Source organism: Roseovarius sp. D0-M9 (genome assembly GCF_037083805.1).
GTDB lineage: Bacteria > Pseudomonadota > Alphaproteobacteria > Rhodobacterales > Rhodobacteraceae > Roseovarius.
Genome location: NZ_JBAPKZ010000005.1, coordinates 101,528 through 126,645, shown reverse-complemented (window position 1 = coordinate 126,645; position 25,118 = coordinate 101,528). Strand labels below are relative to the sequence as shown.

Below are 25,118 nucleotides of genomic sequence, written 5' to 3'. Positions count from 1 at the left end.
GTACGTGGGCTAATTGAAGTTTCGGAATCTCCATGAAATCAACCGTCGCGCGCTATTTGCCCATCCTTTCGTGGGGGCGCACATATAATCGGGCCACCCTGTCCAATGACCTCGTGGCGGCCCTGATCGTGACGATCATGCTGATCCCGCAATCACTGGCCTATGCCCTGCTGGCGGGGCTGCCGCCCGAGGCCGGTCTTTATGCCTCGATCGTGCCCATCATGCTCTACGCCGTCTTTGGCACCAGCGGTGCGCTGGCGGTGGGGCCGGTAGCGGTGGTATCGCTGATGACGGCCGCCGCGCTCAGCAGCATCGTCGAACAGGGCACGATGGGATATGCGCTCGCGGCCATGTCGCTGGCGGGGCTTTCGGGGGTCATGCTGCTGGCGATGGGCCTCTTTCGGCTTGGGTTCGTGGCGAATTTCCTGTCGCATCCGGTCATCGCCGGATTCATCACCGCATCCGGCATCATCATCGCCGCCAGTCAGCTGAAACATCTGCTTGGCATCAATTCCGAAGGGCACAACCTTTTGGAACTGGTGATGTCGATTGGCGCGCACCTTGGCGAGATCAACTGGATCACCGCCGTAATCGGCGTGTTGGCGACCGCCTTTTTGTTCTGGGTGCGCAGCGGTTTGAAGCCGATGCTCACGCGGCTTGGCTTACCTGCTGGCCCAACGGGCGTTCTGGTCAAGACCGGGCCGGTCGCCGTTGTCGTCGTGACGACCCTTGCCGTCTGGGGCCTTGATCTGGCCGAGCAGGGCGTCGGCATCGTCGGCGAGGTGCCCCAGAGCCTGCCACCCTTCGCCCTGCCGTCCTTGTCACCCGCGCTGCTGGGGCAACTCTTGCTGCCTGCGTTTCTGATTTCGATCATCGGCTTTGTGGAGTCCATCTCGGTCGCGCAGACCCTTGCCGCCAAAAAACGCCAGCGCATCGACCCGGATCAGGAATTGATCGGCCTGGGCGCCGCGAACATCGGCGCATCCCTGACCGGCGGCTTTCCCGTGACGGGCGGGTTTTCGCGGTCAGTCGTCAATTTCGATGCAGGGGCCGAGACGCCCGCAGCGGGCGCATTCACCGCCATTGGCCTTGCCATCGCAGCCCTTGCGCTGACGCCGCTGATCTACTTTTTGCCCAAGGCTACGCTTGCCGCGACCATCATCGTCGCGGTCCTCAGCCTCGTCGATTTCTCGATCCTCAAGCGCAGCTGGACGTATTCCAAGGCCGATTTCATGGCGGTCTTTGCCACCATCGCCTTGACGCTGGCCTTCGGGGTCGAGGCCGGTGTGTCTGTCGGGGTCGCCCTGTCGGTATTGCTGCACCTCTACAAATCCTCACGCCCCCACATCGCCGAAGTCGGCCAGGTGCCGCACACCGAGCATTTCCGCAATATCCTGCGCCATGACGTGATCACCGACCCCAGCATCGTAAGCCTGCGCGTGGACGAGAGCCTTTACTTCGCCAACGCCCGGTATCTGGAGGACAAGATCCACAACCGCGTCGCAGACGATCCGAATATCCGGCACGTCATCTTGCAATGCTCGGCCGTGAACGAGATTGACCTGAGCGCGCTGGAATCCCTTGAGACGATCAACGAACGCCTGCGCGACATGGACGTTCAGCTGCATCTTTCAGAGGTCAAAGGGCCGGTGATGGACAAGCTGGAGCGCGAACATTTTCTGTCGGACATGACGGGCCAAGTCTTTTTGTCTCACTATCAGGCGTGGACATCGCTCAAGACAGGCGGCGCAGGCGCGCTTGGTCAGTAGCCGTCACACGTGGCGCGACTGCGGCCGCGCCGCTATGGCTTTGCCGTCGTTTCCAGCCCTCTATCCCGAGGTTGGGCCACGTTGACCCATCGGTGCCTTGCCAAACAAGATGAGCCCGGCAATGCCGATCAAAAGCCCCACTGCCGGCGCCAAGGCGGCGGGGCCGTTCAGGACATAGAGCGTCGCCGCGCTCTGCCCCAGCCAGAGACAGGGAACCACCAGCACCGCCAGCCTGTGCCAGCGCCCTGATATGAAAAAGGCGGCGCCAAGGCTGGCCAATGCCGTTGGGTCGGGCGCAATCCCGACAACCTCCGCGCTTTCGATGGACCGCCCGTGCAGGGGCGCGAGGGCGGGATAGGCAAGCGCTCCCGCCAGAAGAAGACCATAGCCCATGGCCTGCGCGGGCCTCGAAATTGCGCCTCCCGGCGACGGCCACAAAGCGAGAGCTGCAAAGGCAATGGCCTGCAGCCCAAAGACGGGGCCGGCATAGGTCATCGCCCAGTTGATCGGCGCATAGCGTTGCAGGATGAAATTCGCCCCCACCGACAGCCAAGCCAGCGCAAGAAGCCCGCAAATCAGGCGAACTCCGGCCCGCGGGCGCCTACTGTAAAGGACAAGAGCAACCAGCAGCGCCAGAGGGGCCAGCAGCGGCACGGGCCAGAGCGCGGCATTCTCCAGCTCAAACAGCCGCCAATACACCCGCTCGGAGAAAAGCAGCAGGTCCGACAGCTCGTATGTGAGCCACTCGCGCATCACAGACTGCGGAAATGCGAGACGATCCGGCGGCGCATCTCTGCATCCGGCATGGGCCCCCTTTCCGCGGCCTTGTTCTGCCGGACATGGGCAACCTTGGTCGTCGCGGGGATGGCCACCGTCAGCGCGGGATGCGAGATGATGAATTTCAGCAGCACCTCCGGCCAGTTGTCCACGCCCAGCGCGCCGGCCACATCCGGCAGCGGCCTGCCTTCCAAGGCCCGCGCCAGCCCACCGCCTTGAAAGGGGCGGTTTGCGATGACGGCGATGCCCTTCTCGCGGGCGAGTGGCAACAGACGCTCCTCCGCCGCCCGGTCAGCAAGGTTGTAGGTCAGCTGCACGGTGTCCACGGGGTAGTCGCGCATCACGCGCTCGAGCAGGTCGTGGCGGCGCCCATGCGAGGTGGTCAGGCCAACATGGGCAATCTGGCCCTCCTCCTTCATCGCGAAGAGGGTTTCGAGATGGGCCTCCCATGACACGAGATTGTGGACCTGCATCAGATCGAAGGCCTCGATGCCCCAGTTCGCGCTGCTCTTCGCGATCTGGGCGCGGCCTTCGTCCTCCGCACTCGTCCAGACCTTATCGGTCGAAAAGACGTTCTGTGGATGGCCCAGTTTCTGCAACCCATAGCCGATTGTATCCTGCGAGGAGCCATACATCGGCGAGGAATCGATCATTCCACCGCCGTCCTCCACGAATGCCGCCATCACCTCGGCGCTGGCATCCAGCAGGACAGGGTCGTTGCCGACGTTGAAGGTGATCCAACTCCCCAGCCCGATCGCAGGCACCTGCGCGCCGGTCGACGGAATGGACCGCATCGGCGCCCTATCCGCCAGCACCGATCCGGGCAGCACGAGAGAGGCCGCCGCCCCCTTCAGGAGTGTTCGTCTTGAAAACATGGGTTCGCCTCGCTTTTCTGATCCCCCGGATTAAGGCCACCTGGCCTGCGCTCGGGGCTGAAATCACTCGGACGTGCGATCCGCGAGAAAGGCCGAGAATGCCTCCCAGCTCTGCGAATCGGCCCGCGCATCATAGCGATCAGATCCGAACACCGTGAAGGCGTGCGGCGCGTTGGAATAGATCTGGGCGGTATAGGTGTTTCCTGCGTCCTCGAGTTCCGAGGCAAAGCCCGCGACATCCTCAAGCGTGATCGACGTGTCTGCGCCGCCGTGCAGCACCAGCAGAGGTGGCTCGTCCCCGTCCCACGACTGGCCTTCGGGCGTCGACAGGCCGCCGTGGAATGTCGCGTAACCGCGAGCCTCTTCGGCCAGGTCGCTGCGGGCCATCTCGAGCGTCGCGGCCCCGCCAAAGCAATAGCCTATCACGACCATGGCGCTGGCGTCCGACTGCGTGCGCGCCTGCTCAGCGCCCGCTTGCATCAGCGCGCGCATGCGCTCGCGATCCTCATAAAGTGCGCCCGTGGCCGCTTGGCGATGATCCACAGTCTCGACCGGGGTATCGTCGCCGAACATGTCGAGGGCAAAGGCATCGTATCCCATCTCGGCCAGCATATCAGCGCGCTTGCGCTCGTAATCCGTCAGGCCATCCCAATCATGCACGATCAGGACAAGGCCCTTCGGGTCCTCTGCCGCGGCCCAGTATCCGGTCAGAGCCTTTCCATCGACCGTGTAGGATATGTCATCCGCGAATGCGGGCGCTCCGAAGAGGGCGGTGGTGACCAAGGCGAAACATTTGGCATTCATTTTGGGGTCTCCCTTTTCGTTGAATTTTCAAATCGACGCATGCTCCTGGGCTTGTTGCCCTGAAAACATGGGGCGAAGGATGCGTTTGGCAACGTCTCGGCGCGGGCAGCCGGGTTCGCACGGAGGTTGGGCACCCTTGGGGGAAAGAGTGCAAACCGTTCTGCCAAATGAATTTTCAGAGGCGACAGGGCGTTCCCTGAGCGCCGTCAGCGCCGCGCAAAGCCTTGCCCCGCGAGCCAACCGGCGAGCCACCCGCCCAAGTGCGCCTCCCAGGCGAGACCGCCAGACAGGATCACGAAAAAGACGATATTGGCCGCGATCAGCCCAATGATTGCCATGACGAGGGGTCGGAGCGGAAGGTCGGATCGCCGCCGCCCTTGATAGTCAGCCGCTTGCCACAAACCGATCAGACCAAAAACGGCCCCGGACGCACCAATCATCGGCCCACCGCTTGAGGACAGCAGCCCGAAACATGCCGCGCCAGCAACAGTGGCCGCGAGCAGCACCAGCAGTGTCCGAGTTGCCCCGATCTGGGCCGCGACGTATTTCCCGAGCGACAGCAGGATGACGCCGTTCATGGCCAGATGTACGAAACCGCCATGCAGAAACGCGTAGGTTATGAACATCAAGGCGGGCTGGCCCGGATAGATCGGCGGCGTCGCGCCAGCGAGGACCGGCTGCCAGAACGCACCGAAGGCAAAGGCGGGCCACCGCAGGTTCTGCGATCCCAGAAGGCCGGAGGACGACAGGTGGAGGACAAGCTCAATCACCGTCATGACGCCGACGAGCACCCAAAGGAACATCGGCGCGCCGGACTGCGGGGACGTGAGGGGCGGGCGCTGGTCATTTGGGGATCTAAGCTTCATGACTCATCAGGTAGTCCTTCGAGACGACAGGACCAAGGTCAAACCACATGTTCAGGTGATCTCAACGCGGCCACTTGAGCAGGTTTCAATGCAACCGGGCCACCGATCGCCTTGTGGTGCGCTGAACAAATCGGCCATTCAGCGCAATGGCGATGATTTTCGACTTTGGGATGCCACTGGCCCTCGATGGAGCGCCAAGCGCGGCGGCGTGCATGCGGCCACTCCGTTCCACGCAGCATTCCGGGCACCGCCGCAGACCTGGCCCTGCCCCGCAGAAACCGGGGTGCAAGCCGCTCTGCACCTCTTGAAATCACTCCAGACATTTCCGAGACATCTGCCTCTCTGCGCGATTGGGCGAACCGGCCCGTTTGAGCGGCACTTTGACTTCGACGCCTTCCTTCGCGATAAGCTGCGCCAATCCACTGGGTTCCATAGGGTAGCCCAAGAGATACCCTTGGAAGCTCTTGCAGCCCATAGAGGCCAGGCGATCATGCTGCATCTGTGTCTCGACGCCCTCGACCGTCACGGAAATTTCCATGGCGCGCACCAGATCAAAGATGGCCTGCACCAGATGATCACATTCCTCGTCGTTGCCCAGGCGCGCGACAAAGGATCGGTCGATCTTGACGGAATCGACCCGGTAGTCACGCAAGTACTGCAACGATGAATTGCCAGTCGCAAAATCATCCAGCGCGATAGCGATGCCCGCAGCGCGCAATTGCATGATCTTGTCCCGTGTATCGACGGATTTGTCCAAAAGAACCTGTTCGGTCAGCTCAAGCTCAAGACGTCCCGGTGCAAGCTCCGTATCCCGAAGCGTGTCCAGCACCATCTTGACAAAGTCGGGATGGTTGAGCTGCAACGGGGACACGTTGACCGCGATTTTCGCCAGTCTGGTGTAGACGGCAAAGTGACATGCCGTCTCCAGCACCCATTGGCCAAGCTCGTCGATCAAACCGCGTTGTTCGGCAAGCCCGATGAAGATTTCGGGTGAAAGTGCGCCATGCTCGGGGTGATCCCAGCGGCACAGAGCCTCAGCACCCTTGATCCGGCCGGTTTCATCGTAGACGGGCTGATAAACGAGGTGCAGGCCGGTGCCCGTGTCCAGCGCCGCGCGCAAATCGTTTTCGATCTGATTGCGCTCTAGTTCGCTCTTGCCCATTTTCGCTTCGAACAGGCTGTAGCGGCCCTTGCCTTCGGATTTTGACCTGTAAAGCGCGATGTCGGCGCGGCGCATCAGCTCGTCCGGCTCCCTCTCGTCAGAGTTGGCCAGAACCGCGCCGACGCTGGCACCGATGTAGCCGGTATTTCCAAGCAATTCATAGGGGCGCGACACGTGCTGGACGATCCGCGTGCAAAAGCGTCGCAGGTCATCGTCATCGGCCACGTCGCGCAAGAGTATGACGAATTCATCACCGCCGAACCGGGCGACGGTATCGCCTGCCCGGACCAACTCGACCAGCCGATTTCCGACCTGGCGGATCAATTCGTCGCCCGCCGGATGGCCAAGCGAGTCGTTGATCAGCTTGAACCTGTCCAGATCGATTGCGACCAAGGCGACCGATTTGTCGCTGCGCTCTGCGGAATGTATGGCCTGCGCCAGACGATCCTGAAACAGCGCACGGTTGGGAAGACCGGTCAGCGCATCATGGTGTGCCAGGAACCGGGCCTGCGCCTCGCTGACCTGCAGTTGCCACGAAAGCCGCAAGAGGCGTTTCACCACCCACCACAGCGTCAAGCCGCCCAGCACCATTGTCGCCAGTAAAATCGGCAGCATCTGCATGAAAAGCGCGGTGCCCGGTTGCTCGGGCTGCCAGGTCAGCCATGCGATGTCATTGCCCGATGCGTCGGTCACCGCGATGCCGGCCCGCCTTCCTTCAGGCGCCACAGGTCCAAAAGCCGCGTCCCGCAGCTCGATCGGCGCGCCGATCCTTTGCGCAAGTGCAGTGTCGACGTATTGCAGCGCGATATGCAGGGGTTCGTTGCCCGGCGGCTGCGCTACTTCCCCGGTGTCCGAGACGATGGGAACCACGCTGACAATGGCCGACATGTCGTCAAAGCGCACCGGAGCAACGACCGACAATTCGGCAAGCTCTTCGTATGGATTTTCCAGTCCTTCACTCGCCTCGGCCATGGCCGCGCGCAGTTCTTCAACCATCGGCTGGATAAGGGTGGCCCGCTCGAAATATCGGCCCTCAGCGACGCGCTCGGACAAGATCGCCGCATAGATGGGCGCGTTTTCACGGTCCAGGACATAACCTTCGTCGTGTCCGAAATAGTCTTGCATCCAGATGCCAAGATTGTCGTCCATCCACTCGTAGTCGCGCGCCTTCGTGCGCAAGATTGCGTCGTCCCAGATCGTCGTGCTGCGCTGATCCTCCGACACATCCACGATTTCGGCGGCAAGGTTGCGCGTGGCAAAACGCGCCTGTTGGGCGGCGGCGGCTTCGTCAGACCTATTGACTGCGTTCTGGCCGACAAACACGAGGCCCAGCAGCACGACTCCCGTCAAGACGAGCAACGAGATTATGATCTGAATTGACAGAGACTTTGGTCTGCTCGAATTCATCTTGGCGGATCTCCCGGTATGCGTTTCGCACAAAAGCCGCCACCCTCGCCGCCGGGACAACGGCCGGGAATGACGAAGCGCGCCTGTGATCAGGCACTGGCTCTATCGATGTCAACGAACTCACCGTCGCCGCACTCGACTTAAGGAAGCGTCAACAAAACCGGCCATTCGCTGCAATTTCCTAGCCAGCCGTGGTCGCAGGTATCTGAGACCAAATCCTGATCGCACAATGCGCAAATTTGATAGCAAGGGGCATCGTCGGGCGGTAGCTGTCCGAATGACCCCGACCATTTGGCCAGTATCACTGGCTGCCCTCCGCCCCAAGGTATCGCCGGAGCGCTACTCTACATACTTGACCCTACGTCAGAAACGGGCATTCTAACTTGGAATGGCAGGCTACTTAGGAAAGTTGGCTCATGCTGCTATTGATCAAGGCACGACTGCTATTGCCCGCAATTGCAACCCTCGGATTTGGGGCGGTGCAAGCTTCTGCCTGTCAGCCAAGGGATTTTATGGCGCTGGAGGTGCCGCAGGACAGCGCATCGCCACAGATCGACGCCCTTCGGATCGCCTATGACGATCTTGCCCCATCGCCTGATGGGGCCTCCGTGACGCTGGACGGGCAGGTATGGCTGGGCCTTGGCACGATCCGGGCCATTCCACCTGCCGACGCATTGCGCGACCCCACGATTCTCGAACAGTTCAAGTATCGCTATCCGCTTGCTTTTGACCTGACACAGCGCACGGCGCCCTTCTTCGATCCGGGGCGGCTGCGCAACGGCGATTTCTTCGAGGCGCTGTATTTCCAGACAGAACCAGAAGCGCGAGACAGCCTTGACCAGGTGGCGCGACCGGCACTGATGGATGGGGCGTTTCAGGTCACCCGGAAAAGAAATGTCTCCTGTCAGCTGGCTACGGCATTGGCTGCACTGGACGCTTTGGAAGAGGATTTCAGCGCCGTCTTTCAAGGTGCCGGAGGTGGTTTCAATTGGCGTGTCATAGCCGGCACTTCGCGGTTGAGCGCACATAGTTTTGGAATCGCGGTCGATGTGAATGCCGAGATGGGCAAGTATTGGCGTTGGACGGGGGCGCGGGAAGGCGCTGTCTTGGATTACGACAACGAGATTCCAGAAAGCCTTGTCAGGACCATGGAGCGCTACGGATTCATCTGGGGCGGGAAATGGCACCATTTCGACGGCATGCATTTCGAATATCGACCTGAGCTTATTCTTTATAGCCGCATGACGCCCGAGTGATCTCATCAGGGCAAGGCAAACTGATTGAAAGGATTTTTTTCATGGCACCCGGTTTGAAGCTTCCTGCATGTCTTGCTCTGGCCCTGTCCTTGTCCACACCTGCCTTGGCGCAGGACGTGCTGGACAGCTATGTCGCTGTGATCGGGGCGCGAGACCGCGTCAATTCCTCGGGCGCGGCATTGAACCAACCGGCCCAGATACTGGCGCAGGATCGTGCCAATTTTCACCGCTTCGGGATCATGCAACCGGGCGACACGCAGGATCAAACATTCCTGACCACGCAGGACCGGACGCAGTTGCCGCGCCTTTTGGCCAATGGGTCGATCGACCCTGCAAGCGTTGATGCGATCCTTGGTGGAACCGACGCGCCCATTCTGGTCGAGGTGCTGGGATCAGGTGGGCGCGCAACAGGGCTGCGTGTTTCGCTTGCCAACGCACAACAGCCGCAGCCACAACCACAGGGGCTGCCGGGACTGGGCGCGCAAGCATCCTCGGATCTGTCATGGAGCTTCGGTCGGTATCCGGCGGGCGCTGCCTCCATCGTTTCGGCAGATCTCTATCGTGGCGCTGATCTGCTGGTTTCACTACGCTGCATGGAAGCGGATGGAACACCGTCTGCACCGGTGGCTGGGATCGATCCAACCGCCGGCACGGTGACGATGCATCTTGCGCCTCAGGTCGCAGGCAGCGGAAGCGCGGGCGACATGATCGACGCCGAATTTGCACTTGGGCCTTCGGACCGCGCCACGGTGTCATTCGACTGGCGCACGCCGCCGGATGCGTTTTCGGCCAACCTTGTGCTTGTGCCAGAGTTTGCGGCACGGCTGGCCGAAGGAAAGGTTGCCGTCCTTGCGGGAACGCAGACGGTGGATTTCGCAGGTTCTGCGGGGCTGGGCGAGGTTATGCCGCAACTATCCAGCGCATGTATGTCGCAAACGGCGAATGCGGCCACAGCCTGCGCCGGTGACGGGACGGGAGCGGGCCAGGCGCAATGCATCCTGCCCGGCCACAGCGCAAGCGCCAGCGCCGGTCAGGTTGCCAGTTTCGGCCTGCCGCAACTGGGCGGCGGCGGGCAATCTCCGGCCGCTGCCGCATCCGGACCAGCCAGCCCCGTGCCCACCGCGACGGATGGAAACGATGCGGTGCAGGCGGCAATCTTCGGTTGGGCGCTTGCCCAGCATCCCGAGTCGGCGACGGTCCCCCAGTATCAGCAGCACGTACCACGGATGGCCTTGCCACCCGATGCACCGCAGCCGCCGCAAAGCGGGATCACCAGCCCCGAATTCGAAGCCTATCTGCGGTCTCTTGCCGCCTACTACGCGAAAAAGCCCGCCCCGTCGCGCATCCGGATCGAGTTTCCCGCGAGCCTGCGCAACGACGAGATGCGCGAGGGTTTGCGCCTGTTCTCGACGGGCAGGGACATCGAGGGGGTTCACGCCCTCACCGATCTTTCCCTGCATCGGAAACAGCTGAGTTCAACCTTCACCTGGAAAAGCCAGAAGCCTTTTTATCTGCCGCTGCCCGAGACGCTTGCCTCACCGGGACTGGAGACGGGCAGAAACATCAAGGACCGCCTGTTTCTGAGCGTGGTTCTGACCATGTCGGAGCCGATAGTCGAACTGCGGGGCGGCTACTTCCGCAACATAATCGCGGATGCCGAGATTGAGCATGTGTCCCTGATCCGGCGGACCGAACGGCGCGAAAAGGGGAAATGGGTGTCCGAACCCGAACGCCTCGTGACAAGCTGGAGCGCCGCGACCGGCGCGGGCGAGGCAATAACAAGCCCCGTGCCGACTGACCCTGCCGGGGTCGTTGCCGTTTTTGGCGGCGCGATCAATGCAGGCCGCTACGTGCCGGAATGGGACGTGACCTCCGAAAAGGGCCGCGCCTTGGGAGCGAAGACAGGAATCATGAACACGGGTCAGAAGACCAACTCGCTGGAAACGGCCTTGGGGCTCGGTGGGCTTCTGGCCGCCGGGCCTGATCGTGTGCTCAGCGCGGACGCCGCGCAAGTGGCTCTCCGAAATGTGCTGACGGAGCGCGAGCGGTTTGAGCTTTTTCCAGTCGCCTACTTGACGGACCCCGACAGCATGAACGAAATCGAACGCCGCGCGGCACTGGAGGCCGCGCAACCGGGACTGCGCGAGATCGTCTTGAGCCGAATGCCAAAGTTGCCATTGCCAGTGCGCGACGTGATCCATGCGACCCTCCGGGATTATGACTTCACCTTGCAAGGCTTTCCCCTGATGGGCCAGAACGGCCGTTGGCCGCCAAGAGACCCGCTGACTGGGCAACCGATAAAGGATCTGGTTCNGCAAGGCTTTCCCCTGATGGGCCAGAACGGCCGTTGGCCGCCAAGAGACCCGCTGACTGGGCAACCGATAAAGGATCTGGTTCCGACATTCCTGCCCATGGCCGAGGCCGAGGCCTCCGAGCTGTTGTCGGTGCTGGAACGTCGCGGTGCAAAGACGCGCACCCTCTATGTCGCGGTAGACTACACCCTGACCGAGGCGGTGGTGCGGGCGCCTGTCACTGGCCAGATCAATTCGGCAGAGATCGGGCTTGTTCGCCTTGGGTCGCGGATCGACGCGATCACGATTTTCGCCGATCCCGAACTGACGATGGTCTTGGCCCAACCCGTCACAGCAACCCCAGACGACTACACCGAGCCGAACCTATTGCCGGATGAGGTTTACGCCACGACGGGCAAGTCGCTCCTTGGGGCGATGGGCCAGTTCCCCGGCGGCGAAGCGGCGATCGCTGCGGTCGCATCCGACCGGCGCGAGGTGGTCCGGGCTCCTGCCGATCAGCGCCCCAAACTTGTGGATGCGATCACGCAGGACATCGTCGCCACCGCACGGGATGAATATTGGATCGGCGCGCGTTGGAGATTGCACGGTTACGATGCGGATGCAGGCGGATATCCCGTGAAGTCAGTGGGTTTTCGTGCCGCGCCGCATGGCGGCAACGCGTCAGGTTTTCCCTCACCCCCGCTTCAGGGCGAAGCCTCGCACGCGTATGAGGTGCTGAGGATCGACCCGGCGCGGCGCGCGGAGTTCGAGACGTATCTTGATCTTGACAGGGCGGACCATGTCGACGGAATGCGGCTGACAAGCTATATCCGCGTGCGCCCCGTCGGGGTGCAGGACGACCGGTCAGGTGCGACCCTTGTCATGTCTGCCCCATCCGAAATCATGCTGGGCCAGACAAAAGGCAATGGCTACGTGCTGACGGATGATGACAGGTTCCTGATTGCCGCACCGCCCAAGCTGGGGCCGGACTCAATGGATGCGCCCCAGGTCACACCGCCGGACGTCCTCATGCTGGACCACGAGGGGATCGACATGCTTGCCCTGAGCGTCGCACCAGAGGTCTATGATGACGCGGCCTATGAGCGGATGCTGGTCGAGCGTCTGCTGAAGGAACGCGCGCTTGCCGGGGCTGCGGAAAATGCGGTTGCGCCACAACCAGTGGACTGGGGACGTTTTTTCGAGAACCCGACCCAGCGCCTGACTGCGCCCGAGATTGCTCGGCTTGTTCCGATTTTCCGGGAGTGGACGCAGGCACGGGCTGCGCAACTGCCGCCGCGCGTGGCCATTCCACTTGGCTTCGGATTGCAGCAGCATCCCGAAACCGGATGCAACGGCATGCAGGAGGTCTTTATCAGTTCTGGTGGGCGCCATACTACGGTCTTTGACGATTTCGCGCGTCATATGCCGGATGCAACCCTGCCGGAAAAGCGGTTTCAGTTCGGGAGAAACAGGCCGCCCCGCGCCGGGCCTGACCGGCTGTGGGTCTCCGAAGGCCGTGCGATCATCGACGACACGCGGGCCGCCTGCGACTATATAAAGCGGCAGATGGGCCGTAACAGCGATGTGCCCGATCTGGACCAAGCGCCCTATGTCGATGCACTTGTGCGCATCCGGGCGCAGCCCACGCCACAGGCAAACATCCGGTTTTCCAGCGCGACATATATCGCGAACCTCGACGAGGTCACCTTTGCACCCGCCACGCCGGCCCGCATGGATGCCCCCGGTCTTGTCGGGGTCGTCTCCCTAAGCGCGACACCTGTTGCGCTGACGGCGCAGCATCGAAACAATGTGGGCAAGGTGGAGGTCGCACCCACGCTGGAGGCGGATGACTGGCAAGTGCCGGTCGCAGTCCCGCCAGAGGCGCAGGATGTCGTGGGGCTGACGCTTGGAATGCCGCTAGAGGCGTTTCTGACAGCGGTGCGCGAGAAATTGACCGACCCCGTGCTGTTCACGCCAGAAAAGCCTGTCGAAGGGATGTTCGGCACCGCCATCGGCCTCATGGACCCGGATACAAAAGAGGCGTTCCTTGCGCTTTACGTGGCCGGCGTGCCGAACGAGCCCGTCATTGGCATCATGCGGCGGATCGAGTTGACGCCCGATCAGGCCAGCGCAGCGGCCCTGCGCAAATCGCTTGAGGCAAAATACGGCGCGCCCTCGCTCACACAAGGAGATCGCTATCTTTTGTGGGGGGTGCTGCCCGAACGCGAGGACCAGTTGGGTTTCTGCGGCGGCATACAGACCGTCAGCAGCAGCATGGGCAGCGGCTTGCCCCGCATGGCAACGATCCAGACCGACCGCTTCGACAGCGAAAACAGGGCTCCGCAGTTTGATTTCTGGTATGGCGCAGGCTGGCCAAGGGACGCGTCGGGTGGACCGTCTTACGCAATGAAAGACCCCGACCGCTGCGGCCCTGTGGTGACAGCCACGATCTATGAGCGCAATCAGGGCACCGTGCTGGGCGTCTGGCTTTTCGACCGTAAACTTGCCGAAATCCAACGCGACGCCCCGCAGCCCGAGGTGGAGGAGGCCGATATAGATCTCTGAGCCGAGGCGCAAAGCGCCGGGGAATGCGGGCAGGTTCAGGCTGACAATGGCGCATTCAGGCTGGTGCGGATGTCTAGCGGTGTTCATCGGCGCGCCAGTGCGGACCGTCCTTGCGGACTTTCGCTAAGATCGCCAAAGGGACTTGTTCGGACGGAGCGGGGCGGAGGGCACCTCAACTCCACAGAGCCCAGAGTGAATTCGACCTGTCCAATGTTGAATTTGGTCGCTTCGTGGCGTCTCCAGAGCCGGATTAGGTACCCAAGGTGTTGGTGCTGCGTTCTTTCTGACCAAGCGGGCCCGTCTTATTGGCCGGAGCCAGGAAAATCGAGAGTGTCAGCAGGCCAAAGATAAACTCGTAGACTTCCCATTTACGGGGCAAGTCAACCAGCAACATCACAAGGCTCGCCACCAGCGCCACAACCGCATGACGCTTGCCGGGCAAAGGCACCACCAGATAATCGATCACGCCGGCGATCAAACGCACTCTTGGATAAAGAAGCGGCAAAACCACAAGATAAAGCAGAATTGCCACAGTCAAAAAGCTGCCGAAGAGCGTTTTCGTCAGCTGGCGCCCGCCGAAGACAAGGTTATGAATAGTGATCTCCTGCTGGAAATTGTTTTCCATGAAGTATTCAGGCGTCTCGATATCAAAAATCCGCTGGCCCCAGGAAATTTCCTCGCCTGCGCCGAATACGAACATCAAAGCATAAATCAAAAGAAGGACAGCCGCCACGACCCGCCCAGTCCGTAGCATCGCCGCACCCTGCCACCCGAGAACGCAAGCGGACACGAACAACAATATGGCAGTTCCATATTCGACCGGGCCATCCTCAATAGCAAACCCAGTCGCAAACTGCTGGTCAAAACCCAAAATCCAGTAGGCCAGCACGAACAACAATGACGCGTTGATCAGGCCAAAAATCAGTTGGTCGGCGGGGCTAAAATCACGCATTTTGTCATTTTCTGTTGTGCAAGTGAGTGATTGTCATAGTTGCATTGCCGGCCCCCGTCAAACGCCTAAGGCATCGCACTAGGTCAGCTTCGGCGCACCAAATCCAGCGACCTCAGGACAGGATGAAGAACACCTTTCGGACCGCTGTCAGATTTTCCCAAGTTCCGTCAAAGCCTGCCGCCACGACAAAGCTGTCGCCCGCGCCGAAGGTGCGCGTCTGGCCGTGGCGATCCGTCAGGCGCACATCGCCCTCCAGAATATGGCACATCTCGTCAAAGTCGCACTTGCACCGCTCCTTATGCGGCTCGGCCTCCCAAATGCCCGCCATAGCGCCCTTGCCCGCGTTCTCGAAATGGTGCCAACTGCAACTCTTGTAAGGGGTATCAACGACACTGGGATCGTCGATGACCGTGTGCTGCGGCGTCACGGCAGAGGCATCGAATGCGATGACATGCTCGGGGTTCTTCATTTCAGTATCTCCTTCAACCTATGATCCAAAGCCAATCTTGAACTTGTCCAGCGTTCTGAGAAGCAGCGACCTGTGCCCTGTCAGATCCTCGCGCGCCAGATCGGTCTGAGCCCATTTTACGGCCCAACTGCGAATGGGTTCGGGCGGAAACGGCACGGCGCGACTGCTGAGCAGTTTCAGCCGAGTGCGCTCGGTCGTCTTGCCTTCCAGCAAATCCAGCATCGTCAGCGCGGCAAACCGTGTGGCCGACACTCCCTGCCCGGTAAAGCCCATCGCATAGGCCACGCGGTTCTGGAACGCGGTCCCGACAAAGGCAGTCAGACGCGCGGATGTGTCGATAAGGCCGCCCCAGCGATGGGTAAAGCCGATGCCGCCCAGCGCCGGAAACGCGTCAAAGAAGTTGCGCTCGATCGTTTCATAGCTCTCGGCGCGGTCATGCAGATGCGCATCCCGCTTGCTGCCGTAATAGTAGATTGCATCATACCCACCCCAAAGAATCCGGTTGTCGGCTATCTTGCGAAAGTAGTGAAACTGGTTGCCACTGTCGGCGATGCCATACCGCCCCTGCCAGCCGATGGCCGCAAGCTGATCCGCGCTCAGCGGTTCACTGACCAGCGTGTAATCCCAGATCGGGATGATTGCCGAACGCAGCCGCCGAAGCAGCGGCACGGAGGCATTCGTGGCCAGGATCACCTGTTTGGCGAGCACAGTGCCCTCCGCAGTGGTCAGGCGCACGCCGTCCGCTGCATTCTTCATCCCCGTCACAAGGCTGTTTTCATGAAGCGACGCACCGCGCGCCATCGCCGCCTTTGCGAGGCCGTCCACCAGCCGCGCCGGGTTGACCAATGCATAATTCGGCTCAAAGAGGCCGGCGTGATATCTGGGCGTATTGAACCGCTCGTCTAGGGCGGCGCCTTCCAGATACTCGGTTTCGATGCCAAAGCGGGCGTAACTGGCCTGCATCGCGCGCAGCCCCTCGGCCTGCCACGGGGTCGCCGCGACGTTCAGCTTGCCGTTGCGCTCGAACCCGCCATCTATGCCGTGATGCGCCAGATCCGCCTCAAGATCATCGAGGTTTTCGCGCCCCAGGCGGATCAGCGTTTCGGCCTCGCCCGGCCACCTTTGCGTTGCATTCGAGACACCGTGCGAGATGCTGGGCGCGCAAAACCCGCCATTGCGCCCGCTGGCCGCATTGCTCAGCTTGCCCCCTTCCAGAACGACGATGCTGGCGTCACCGTTCCGCTCGGTTGCCTTCAACGCCGACCAAAGCCCGGTAAAGCCGCCGCCGATGATCGCCAGATCGCAGGTGACATCCCCCTGCAGCGGCGGCGCATCCACCGGGTTTTCCACGGTCTCGCGCCAGTAGGGCGCCGGTTTTGCGTCACCAAATCTCATGCAGCACCTTTTGCAGACTCAAGTCCATCACCCCTTTGCCTCCTTGGCGCGGCGGCCTTCAGACATGCTTGCGTCCACCTTCGTCGAGAAACCAGTCATCGTCATAAGGATACCACCAATCATGGCGCACCGGCTGGTGATCCATGATGACCATTTTCGTGCGGCGGAACGTGTCGAGGCCCATGCGCCCCAGTTCACGCCCGACCCCCGAATTCTTCCACCCGCCAAAGGGCAGCGCATCATTGTCTATCATCGGGTTGTTGACCCAGACCATACCGGCCTCCAGACGCTCATAGGCCGCGTGTGCCTCGGCCAGATCGGTGGTAAAGACAGATGCGCCGAGGCCGAACGCGCTGTCGTTTGCCGTTTCAATGGCGGTGTCGAAATCAGGCACACGCACGATAGAAACGACCGGGCCGAACACCTCCTGTCGCTGGATCGCCATATCCGGCGAACAATTGGTCAGGATCGTCGGCTCGTAGAACCAGCCCGTCTCCATGCCCTCGGGGATACGGCCGCCGCATTCGACCTTGGCCCCATGCGCCACCGCATCCTCGACGAGGCGCATCACGCGTGCGCGCGCGACCTCGCTGACCAGTGGGCCGATCTCGGATTTCTTGAGGCCGTTGCCAATGCGCAGGCGCTTGGTTTCGGCCACGAATGCCTTGACGAACGTGTCGTGCACCGCGTCGACGACATACATACGTTCGGTCGAGGTGCAGACCTGGCCCGACATGTGGAACGCCCCCGTTACCGCGCCCGCCGCAGCCACGTCGATGGGCGCATGGGCCGAGATCACCATCGGGTCCGAGCCGCCGGCCTCGATCACAGCAGGTTTTAACCGGCGCGCGGCGGCCTCGGCCACCGCCTGCGCGGCCATGACCGATCCGGTAAACGCGACTGCATGGGTTTTAGGGCTGTCGACCAGCGCCTTGCCCACCTCGACACCGCCGGGCAGGCAGGCGATGAGATCCTGAGGCATATCATTGAAGACCTTCATGAACTCCAGCGTCGATAGCGTCGTCGCCTCCGCCGGTTTGATGATCGCGCCATTGCCAGCGGCAAGCGACGCGGCGACGGTCCAGCACATCAGCAAAATCGGGAAGTTGAACGGCATGATATGCACCGAGACACCCAGCGGTTCGTATCGCGCGAACTGAAGCGAGCCCATTTGCGTCGTTCCCGCGACCTTGCCGGCCTCGTCGCGCGCCATTTCAGCATAGTAGCGAAAGATCGGCGCACAATTGGCGACCTCGCCAATCGCCTCCGGATAGGGCTTGCCCATTTCGCGGCTCATCAGGATGGCGCAGTCGGTCATGTCATGCGCCTCGATCCGGTTTGCCAACTGGTGCAGCCTTGCGGCGCGCGTCTTGGCATCGGTTTTCGCCCATCCGCGCTGCGCCGCGTTGACGCGGGTCAGAACCATCTCAAGCTCGGCCCCGCTCACCTCGGCACGCTGCGCGACCTCGTCCAGCGTAGCGGGGTCGGTCACGACATGGGCCGCACCCTCGGATCTGTGGAAATCGGGGGCAAGATAGTAGCAGGGCGAGAGAATGTCAGACATGCGGACACTCCTTTCAGGGTTTGAGACGTGTTTCGAGCGTTGCGGCATTGGCCTGCCAACCCGGCAGGCGCGAATCCAGAAACGCAGATATTTCAGCCAGCTTGGCCTCCGCCAGCGCGTCTTGGAACTGGCGCAGGACACGCGGCACCCATGCCAGATAGCGCGGCTTGCCATCGCGCTGGCACAGCCGCACGAAAACACCAAGGATGCGCGCATGGCGCTGTGTGGCCAGTAGGTGATAACGATGGCGGATATCCTCGGGTTGCCCAAGATGCGCAGGCGCGCCGGCCAGATATCGCGCCAGCAATGCCTCCTCCAGTCCGGGCGACAGATCGCGGCGCGCGTCCTGCAAGAGGGACATGAGATCGTATTCGCACGGTCCCAGCGCGCCATCCTGAAAATCCAGCAGACCACAGCGCGCGACGCCGTCGCGCCCCTCCAGCAGCATGAGGTTGTCGACATGAAAGTCGCGCATCACCAGCGTGTCATGGCCATCCACCGGCCCCAGCGCCGAGCGCCAGAGCGCGCGCCAGCCCTGCGCGAAGTCTGCCGCATTCAGATTCGCCGTGACGGCAGGCGCGAACCAATCGGCAAAGATATCAAGCTCGTCCAGCATCACCTGCAGATCATAGCAGGGCTGATCGACTTGTGGCCCGCGCGGGTCGTTGTGCAGATGCAGCAACGCGTCCACAGCCAGACGGTAAAGCGCGCCCTCGTCCTGACCGGCGGCCAGTGCGTTGGTATAGGTGGCGTCGCCAAAGTCCTCGATAAGGGCCAGCCCCTTGTCCTTGTTCGCCACGACGACGCGTGGCGCCGATAGCCCCAGATCGTTCAGATGTGCAGACAACCGCATGTAGGCGGCAAAGCCGACCGGGTCGGCCTGATCCTCCATCAACAGCAGCCCCCGTCCCTCCAGACGAAAGTAGCGGCGCGGCGACGCGTCCGACGCAAACACCGTCAGGCGCGCATCATCCTGTCCATGCGCCGCCAGAAAGGCGGCTGCCTCGGGATCAATCTGCAAGGGAGGCCGCGCGGCGATCATCGGATCATGTAGACCTTCTTGACGGTTTCGACGACGGTGCAGACGCCCTTCCAGTCCTGCGGAAAGAACGCTGCCGTGTCAGGCGTGATCTCGATCACATCGCCGGACTCGTGGACATAGGTGCAGCGCCCTTCGAGAAAGTGGCAGAACTCATCCTTGGTGACGTGGCATTCCCATTTGCCGGGCGTGCAGATCCAGAGGCCACATTCGCTTTGCCCGTCTTCGCCCTTGTGCAGGACCTTGCCGGAAGTGCGGCTTTCGCCTTCGATCATTGTCGGGATGACGCCCCAGTCGACCGTGTCGGTGACCTCGAGCGGATTGCGCATGACAGGTGCTTTCATCGGTTTGATCCTTTTTCAGACAAGCATGTAGATGTTGCGCAGGGTTTCGGTGATCTCGGCGGTGCCTTTCCAGCCCGCCGGGAACATCACGCAGGTGCCGGGACCGGCCTCGATCACCTCGTCGCTGCCGTCGCGGCGATAGATGACGCGGCCCGCAACGAAATGGCAGAACTCGTCACGCGGCACCGAGATTTTCCAGATGCCGGGGGTGCAGACCCAGATCCCCGTCTCTGGTGAGTTGTCTGGCCCCTTGTGCAAGAGACGTCCAGTCGAATGCGACTGCCCCTCGATCATGTCCGGCTGGGGCCCCCAATCGAGCAGATCGTCATATGTCGTTGCAGCGTGTATGTGGGGCGCGGACGATTTGAGGTCAGTCACGACTGCGCCTCCGCCAGGCCGGTCAGCAGCCGGGCTGCCTTTTCCTGGCCATTTTGCGACTGCATGTGAGCGGACGTCTTCTTGAGCCGGGCCGCCATCTCCGCATCGGTCAGGCAGGCCTCGATCTTGGCAGTCAGGTCTTCTTCGGTCCAATCGTAGCGGTCCGAGCGGAAGCCGTGGCCCGTTTCCTCGACGCGCATCGCATTGTCATGGCCGTCCCAGACATAGGCCATGATGATCGCCGGCTTGCCGAAATAGAGGCACTCGGTGAACGAGTTGTTGCCGCCATGGTGGATCACCGCATCGACCTGCGGGATCACCGATGGTTGGGGAAACCAACTGTCGATGATGACGTTGTCCGGGATATCGGTGTATTCCTCCTTGTAGTCACCCACGTTGACCAGCGCGCGATAGCGGCTGCCTCCGATCAGCTTGATGATACGCTTGAGCAGGTCGGTGTCCCCGGCCCCCAGCGAGCCGAAGGAGACATAGAGCAGCGGGCCGTCGTTGTTCTTCTTGAAGGTCGGCACCTCGTAGGGCTTGTCCTGACGCACGCAGCCTTCAAGATACTGAAACTTGCTGGGGTCCAGCGGCTCGGCGCGGCGGTATTTCATCTGCTCGGGATAGAGCAGCAGGTTGAGATAGGGGGACGGCTCAAAGAACTCGCCCGCCGGATAAGGGTCTTCGCCGGTGGTCTTCAGAAACGCGTTGAAGTCATCGTGGATCGGCTTGATGACCTCTTTGAACTTCTTGCGGAACGCCGCGTGACCCTCGGTGTCGTTCACGGACATGCCCGACAGATGCGGCGGGATCGCGGCATCCTCGATCTCGTTTTCCGAGCATGAGATGATGCGCACCCACGGCGCGCCGTAGTGCTTGATCGCGGGGAAAAGGATCACGTTGTCGACGGCAATCACATCGGGTTTGATCTTGGCCAATATCTCCGGAAGATCCTTTTCAGCCCACTTCGCGCTGTCGACGATCGCCTCCCAGCATTCCTTGACGTAGTTGTCGAGCTGGTCGATCGGCGCCTTGCGGAAGTTGGGAATGTGGTTGTTGATGAACTCTTCCCAGAACTTGGCCATTTGCTCGGGGGGCATCGGCTCACTCAGGTTCACGGGATGCGCCTCGAACCCGTAGTCCTTGTAGACATCCACAAATCCGGGATCCGACAGGAACACCACTTTGTGGCCCTTGCGTTCGACAGCCTGCGCAATCCCGACAGAGTTCAGCGCCGGGCCAAAAGCGGCCTCGGGAAAGAAGGCGAAGGTTTTCTGTGTCATTGTGTCATCTCCTTGTGTGTGAGTGCTGCCGCTTGGGCGCGGCTTTTGGTTGTGGTCAAAGGGCGAAGGCACGGGTGTCCTTGGCCGCCCAATGAACGGTGACCATGTCGCCCACACCGATCGGGCGCGCCTCGGCGACATCGGCGGTGATGCGCACCAGGACCGGGTCCGGCGCGGCGGCAGTTTTCAGATGCACCTGCACATCCAGCCCGTGGTAGGCGATGGCCGAAACCTTGCCTGTCACACTGTTTCCACCCGCCTCGCCGCTGAGGCTCAGGCGTTCGGGGCGCACGGCCGCAACACCTTTCTGACCGGCTTGCAACGGCATGCCTGCGGCGATGATGCTGCCGTCCTCGGCCACCAGTTTGCCCGCATCCTCGCGGATGGGGAAAAAATTCATCACGCCGATGAAATCAGCGGCAAAGCGGCTCTCGGGGTGTTCATAGATGTCGTGGGGCGTGCCCGATTGCAGCAGCTTGCCGTCCTTCAGGATCGCCACGCGGTCTGCCATGACCAGCGCCTCTTCCTGATCGTGGGTGACGATGACGAAGGTGATGCCGAATTCGTCCTGAATGCGCTTCAGCTCCAGTTGCATTTCACCGCGCAGCTTCTTGTCCAATGCGCCCAGCGGCTCGTCCAGCAGCAAGAGCCGAGGACGCTTGACCAACGCCCGCGCCAGCGCGACGCGCTGACGCTGACCGCCCGACAACTGATCGGGTTTGCGCCCGGCCAGATGATCCAGCTGAATCACGGCCAGGATCTCATCCACACGGCTCTTGACCTGCGCCTTGGGCAGCTTCTCCATCTCGAGGCCGTAGGCGATGTTCTGTGCGACGCTCATGTGCGGGAACAGCGCGTAGGACTGGAACATCAGGTTCACCGGGCGCCGATTGGGCGGCACCTGGCTGACATCCTTGCCATCGAGGATGATTTCGCCCGCATCGGGCAATTCAAACCCGGCGAGCATCCGCAGAAGCGTCGTCTTGCCGCTGCCGGACGCGCCGAGCAGGGCGAAAAACTCGTTCTCGTGGATATCCAGATCAATGCCATCAATGGCCCGGACAGCGCCGAAGTGCTTTTGCACGCCGCGTATCTTCAACAAAGGCTGGGTCATTGTCCCGGTAGCCCTCCACGGTTCAGACGCTGCGATAGGGCCAGGATCACGACCGACACGGTCATCACGATGGCGGCCAGCGCATTGATTTCTGGGGTGATGCCGAAACGGATCATCGCAAAGATCTGCATTGGCAGGGTAATGGAATCGCGGCCCGCTCCGGCGGTGAAGAACGCGATGATGAATTCGTCCAGCGACAGGGTGAAGGCCAGCAGCGCGCCCGCGATCACCGCAGGCATCATCACCGGCAACACCACACGCCGGAGCGTCGTTGGCATGGACGCGCCCAGATCGGTCGACGCCTCGACGATGGACCAGTCGAAATTCCTGAGCCGTGCGCGCACGACCGAGCAGACGAACGCGAGGTTGAAAACGACATGGCTCACGATCACCGTGTGCAGCCCCATCGTGACGTTCAGCAGCGAAAAGAAGCTGAGCAACGCGATCGCCAGAACGATGTCGGGGATGATCATCGGTGCAAAGATGATCGTTTCCAAAAAGCGGCCCTTGCGGCGACGGATCTCGACGCCCACGGCCAGCAGTGTGCCCAGGATCGTTGCAAGGAACGTCGAGATCACGGCAACGATCAGCGTGTTCAACGCGGCGCCCATGATGTCACCGTTGCGAAACAGCTCTCCATACCATTTGACCGAAAATCCGGTCCATGCGGTGGGCAATCCGCCCTCATTGAACGAAAGCGCAAAAAGCACGGAAATCGGAATGTAGAGAAAGGCAAAGACGGCTGAGAGGATCATCAGCATCAGGCGGCGGTTGGCAAATCCCTGCATGCTCAACTCTCCCGCCGCGCGCCCGAGGCCCGCTCGCTTGCGAAGGTCTGCAAGGTCAGCAAACCCATCATGATCGCGATCAGGACCATCGAGAGAGCCGCGCCAAAGGGCCAGTCATTCGCCGTCAGGAACTGTGCATAGACGAGGTTCCCGATCATCTGGAAATTGCCGCCCCCCAGCAGCGCGGGGGTGACGAAATTCCCGATACTCAGCACGAAGACAAAGACAAAGCCCGTCGCGATCCCCGGCACTGTCATGGGCAGGATCACGCGACGAAAGGTCGTCCATCCGCCAGCACCCAGATCGCGGGACGCTTCGGCGATTTCGGGGTTCAACCGCGCCAGGGGCGCATAGCAGGCCAGGATCACGAAAGGCAGATAGTTATAGACCAGCCCGATGACCACGGCGCTTTCGGTATAGAGCATCTTGGGCAGGTCGCCATCATAGCCAAACCACGCCGCGATGCCGGCAATCAGCCCCTCGCGGTTCAGCATCACGATCCAGGCGTAGGTGCGCACCAGATAATTCGACCAGAAGGGCAGCACCGCGAAGAAGAGCAGCATCGGCTGGCGCCGGGCGGGCGCAGCCGCGATGGCAAAGGCCGCTGCATAACCGATGACGACCGCGATGAGCGCGGACAGCCCTGCAATGACCGCCGACTTGATCAGGATGCCAGCATAAAGAGGATCAAAGACCAGCGCGATATTCTCAAGCGTGAAAGTGTACTCGATGCCGCCGTAGATGCCCCGCCGGAAGAAGCCCAGCGCCAGAATAAGAACGCAAGGCACCACCATGAAGGCCGTCAGCCAGACCAGCGCGGGTGTCATCAGATACAAAGGTTTGCGGTCAGTCATCAGGCGCGCCCGTGCAGCGGGGGTCGAGCGCAAGCGCGCTCGGCCGCTGTGTTGAAACTTTGGAGAAACCGCCCGGCACCAGCGCACCGGGCATGGGCCAGCCTAGTTGGCGGCCTTGATTTCGGACACGATGCGTGAATAGGCACGCTGGGCCTCGCCGACATCGCGCAACTGTTCGTACTCCAGCAACTCATCGGGCTGAGTGCCCATGTTCGGAAATTGTGCGACGAACTCATCCGACAGGGCTTGCATCGCAGGTTCGTTCGGCACCTTGTAGAGGATGTTTTCGGCGGCCCAGCCGTGGTTCACCGGATCGAGCACGAAGTTGACGAACTCGTAGGCTGCATCCTTGTTCTGGGAATTCTTGAGGATCACCATCGTGTCCACCCACAGGTCCGACCCTTCGTCCGGGACGACATATTTGATATCCGCGTTCTCGGCGATGCCGTAGTTGCACCAGCCATCCCACGCCTGAACCATCTCTGCCTCGCCCGAAACCAGCTTGGCGTAGAAGGTCGTATCGTCATAGGCCAGCAGCGTTCCCTTGGTCTCGATCAACTGATCGCGCACGGCGGCCAGTTCATCTTCGTCCGTCGTGTTGACCGAATAACCATTGGCAAGCATTGCCGCGCCGAGCAGCCAGCGATCCGTGGCTAGCATTGTGGTCTTGCCCTCCAATGCTTCTGAAGGCTCGAGCAGGTCCATCCAGCTGCTCGGCGTCTCGGCCACCAGATCCGAGCGATAGCAAAGCCCGGTGGTGCCCCACGCGTAGGGGACGGAAAAGGCGTTGCCCTCGTCATGACTCAGCTGCGTCGCTTCGGGGTATAGATTGCTGATGTTAGGGATCTTATCGTGGTCCAACTCCTCGGCAAGGCCCAGGTTTTGCAGCACTTCGGCGAAGGGCGACGAGACAAAGACAACGTCATAGCCCTTGCCCTTGGACGCAATCAGCTTGCCCATGATCTCTTCGTTGGTGCCGTGCAGGACCAACTCGGCCTCGTTACCGGTGGCCTCGTTAAAGGCCTCAATCGCGTCAGGGGCCATGTAGCCGTCCCAATTTGACACGACCAATTCCTCAGCCGACAGTATGCTGGCGCTGACCGCCAAACTTGCGCCGATCACGGCACCACATTTCTTGAAATCCAATGGCATTGCGTTTCTCCCTG

General features: G+C 61.4%; 19 protein-coding genes. 2 read left to right on the top strand and 17 right to left on the bottom strand.

Going from position 1 to position 25,118, the window contains the following annotated elements; all coding sequences use genetic code 11:
- Nucleotides 1-32: 32 nt before the first annotated feature.
- Nucleotides 33-1,769, top strand: coding sequence for a SulP family inorganic anion transporter (locus V8352_RS05570; RefSeq protein ID WP_336423273.1), 1,737 nt, complete (start codon nt 33-35; stop codon nt 1,767-1,769).
- A 60-nt stretch (nt 1,770-1,829) separates the two neighbouring features.
- On the opposite strand, the gene V8352_RS05565 is transcribed toward V8352_RS05570, so the two are convergent.
- The 5 genes from V8352_RS05565 to V8352_RS05545 form a co-directional block, all read right to left on the bottom strand.
- Complete coding sequence (locus V8352_RS05565; protein ID WP_336423272.1) at nt 1,830-2,522, bottom strand: DUF6064 family protein; 693 nt, start codon at nt 2,520-2,522, stop codon at nt 1,830-1,832.
- Entirely contained in the window at nt 2,522-3,421 is a 900-nt protein-coding gene (locus V8352_RS05560; RefSeq protein ID WP_336423271.1) for an aldo/keto reductase, read from the bottom strand. Before V8352_RS05560 ends, V8352_RS05565 begins: the two co-directional genes overlap by 1 nt.
- A gap of 63 nt (nt 3,422-3,484) precedes the next feature.
- Complete coding sequence (locus tag V8352_RS05555) at nt 3,485-4,225, bottom strand: dienelactone hydrolase family protein (RefSeq protein ID WP_336423270.1); 741 nt, start codon at nt 4,223-4,225, stop codon at nt 3,485-3,487.
- Between the two features lie 206 nt (nt 4,226-4,431).
- The gene (locus V8352_RS05550) at nt 4,432-5,091 is read right to left on the bottom strand and encodes a rhomboid family intramembrane serine protease (RefSeq protein WP_336423269.1); all 660 of its coding nucleotides are present in this window, start codon (nt 5,089-5,091) and stop codon (nt 4,432-4,434) included.
- Nucleotides 5,092-5,401: 310 nt separating this feature from the next.
- Entirely contained in the window at nt 5,402-7,603 is a 2,202-nt protein-coding gene (locus V8352_RS05545) for a putative bifunctional diguanylate cyclase/phosphodiesterase (protein WP_336423268.1), read from the bottom strand.
- 665 nt (nt 7,604-8,268) lie between these two features.
- On the opposite strand from V8352_RS05545, the gene V8352_RS05540 reads away from it, so the two are divergent.
- Nucleotides 8,269-8,916 carry a M15 family metallopeptidase gene (locus tag V8352_RS05540; RefSeq protein ID WP_336423267.1) on the top strand — a complete coding sequence of 216 codons (648 nt, stop codon included), beginning with the start codon at nt 8,269-8,271 and terminating at the stop codon, nt 8,914-8,916.
- 5,106 nt (nt 8,917-14,022) lie between these two features.
- Here the strand turns inward: V8352_RS05540 and V8352_RS05535 are convergent.
- The 12 genes from V8352_RS05535 to V8352_RS05480 all read right to left on the bottom strand — a co-directional run bounded on the left by V8352_RS05535 (nt 14,023) and on the right by V8352_RS05480 (nt 25,104).
- The gene (locus tag V8352_RS05535) at nt 14,023-14,724 is read right to left on the bottom strand and encodes a hypothetical protein (RefSeq protein ID WP_336423266.1); all 702 of its coding nucleotides are present in this window, start codon (nt 14,722-14,724) and stop codon (nt 14,023-14,025) included.
- A gap of 112 nt (nt 14,725-14,836) precedes the next feature.
- Entirely contained in the window at nt 14,837-15,193 is a 357-nt protein-coding gene (locus V8352_RS05530) for a cupin domain-containing protein (RefSeq protein ID WP_336423265.1), read from the bottom strand.
- Between the two features lie 18 nt (nt 15,194-15,211).
- Nucleotides 15,212-16,588 (bottom strand): NAD(P)/FAD-dependent oxidoreductase, encoded by a 1,377-nt coding sequence (locus V8352_RS05525; protein WP_336423264.1) that lies wholly within the window; start codon nt 16,586-16,588, stop codon nt 15,212-15,214.
- A gap of 58 nt (nt 16,589-16,646) precedes the next feature.
- Complete coding sequence (locus tag V8352_RS05520; protein WP_336423263.1) at nt 16,647-18,152, bottom strand: aldehyde dehydrogenase family protein; 1,506 nt, start codon at nt 18,150-18,152, stop codon at nt 16,647-16,649.
- Between the two features lie 13 nt (nt 18,153-18,165).
- A complete protein-coding gene (locus tag V8352_RS05515) occupies nt 18,166-19,173 on the bottom strand; it encodes an aminoglycoside phosphotransferase family protein (protein WP_336423262.1) in 1,008 nt (335 codons plus the stop codon).
- A 17-nt stretch (nt 19,174-19,190) separates the two neighbouring features.
- Nucleotides 19,191-19,535: a cupin domain-containing protein gene (locus V8352_RS05510; RefSeq protein ID WP_336423261.1), complete on the bottom strand. Its 345-nt coding sequence runs from the start codon at nt 19,533-19,535 to the stop codon at nt 19,191-19,193.
- Between the two features lie 15 nt (nt 19,536-19,550).
- A complete protein-coding gene (locus tag V8352_RS05505; RefSeq protein ID WP_336423260.1) occupies nt 19,551-19,913 on the bottom strand; it encodes a cupin domain-containing protein in 363 nt (120 codons plus the stop codon).
- Nucleotides 19,910-21,196 (bottom strand): glycosyltransferase, encoded by a 1,287-nt coding sequence (locus tag V8352_RS05500; RefSeq protein WP_336423259.1) that lies wholly within the window; start codon nt 21,194-21,196, stop codon nt 19,910-19,912. Before V8352_RS05500 ends, V8352_RS05505 begins: the two co-directional genes overlap by 4 nt.
- A gap of 55 nt (nt 21,197-21,251) precedes the next feature.
- Complete coding sequence (locus tag V8352_RS05495; protein WP_336423258.1) at nt 21,252-22,310, bottom strand: ABC transporter ATP-binding protein; 1,059 nt, start codon at nt 22,308-22,310, stop codon at nt 21,252-21,254.
- On the bottom strand, nt 22,307-23,098 hold the full coding sequence (locus tag V8352_RS05490; protein ID WP_336423257.1) for an ABC transporter permease: 792 nt from the start codon (nt 23,096-23,098) through the stop codon (nt 22,307-22,309). Before V8352_RS05490 ends, V8352_RS05495 begins: the two co-directional genes overlap by 4 nt.
- 2 nt (nt 23,099-23,100) lie before the next feature.
- A complete protein-coding gene (locus V8352_RS05485) occupies nt 23,101-23,952 on the bottom strand; it encodes an ABC transporter permease (protein WP_336423256.1) in 852 nt (283 codons plus the stop codon).
- A 102-nt stretch (nt 23,953-24,054) separates the two neighbouring features.
- Nucleotides 24,055-25,104 (bottom strand): polyamine ABC transporter substrate-binding protein, encoded by a 1,050-nt coding sequence (locus tag V8352_RS05480; protein WP_336423255.1) that lies wholly within the window; start codon nt 25,102-25,104, stop codon nt 24,055-24,057.
- Nucleotides 25,105-25,118: the final 14 nt, after the last annotated feature.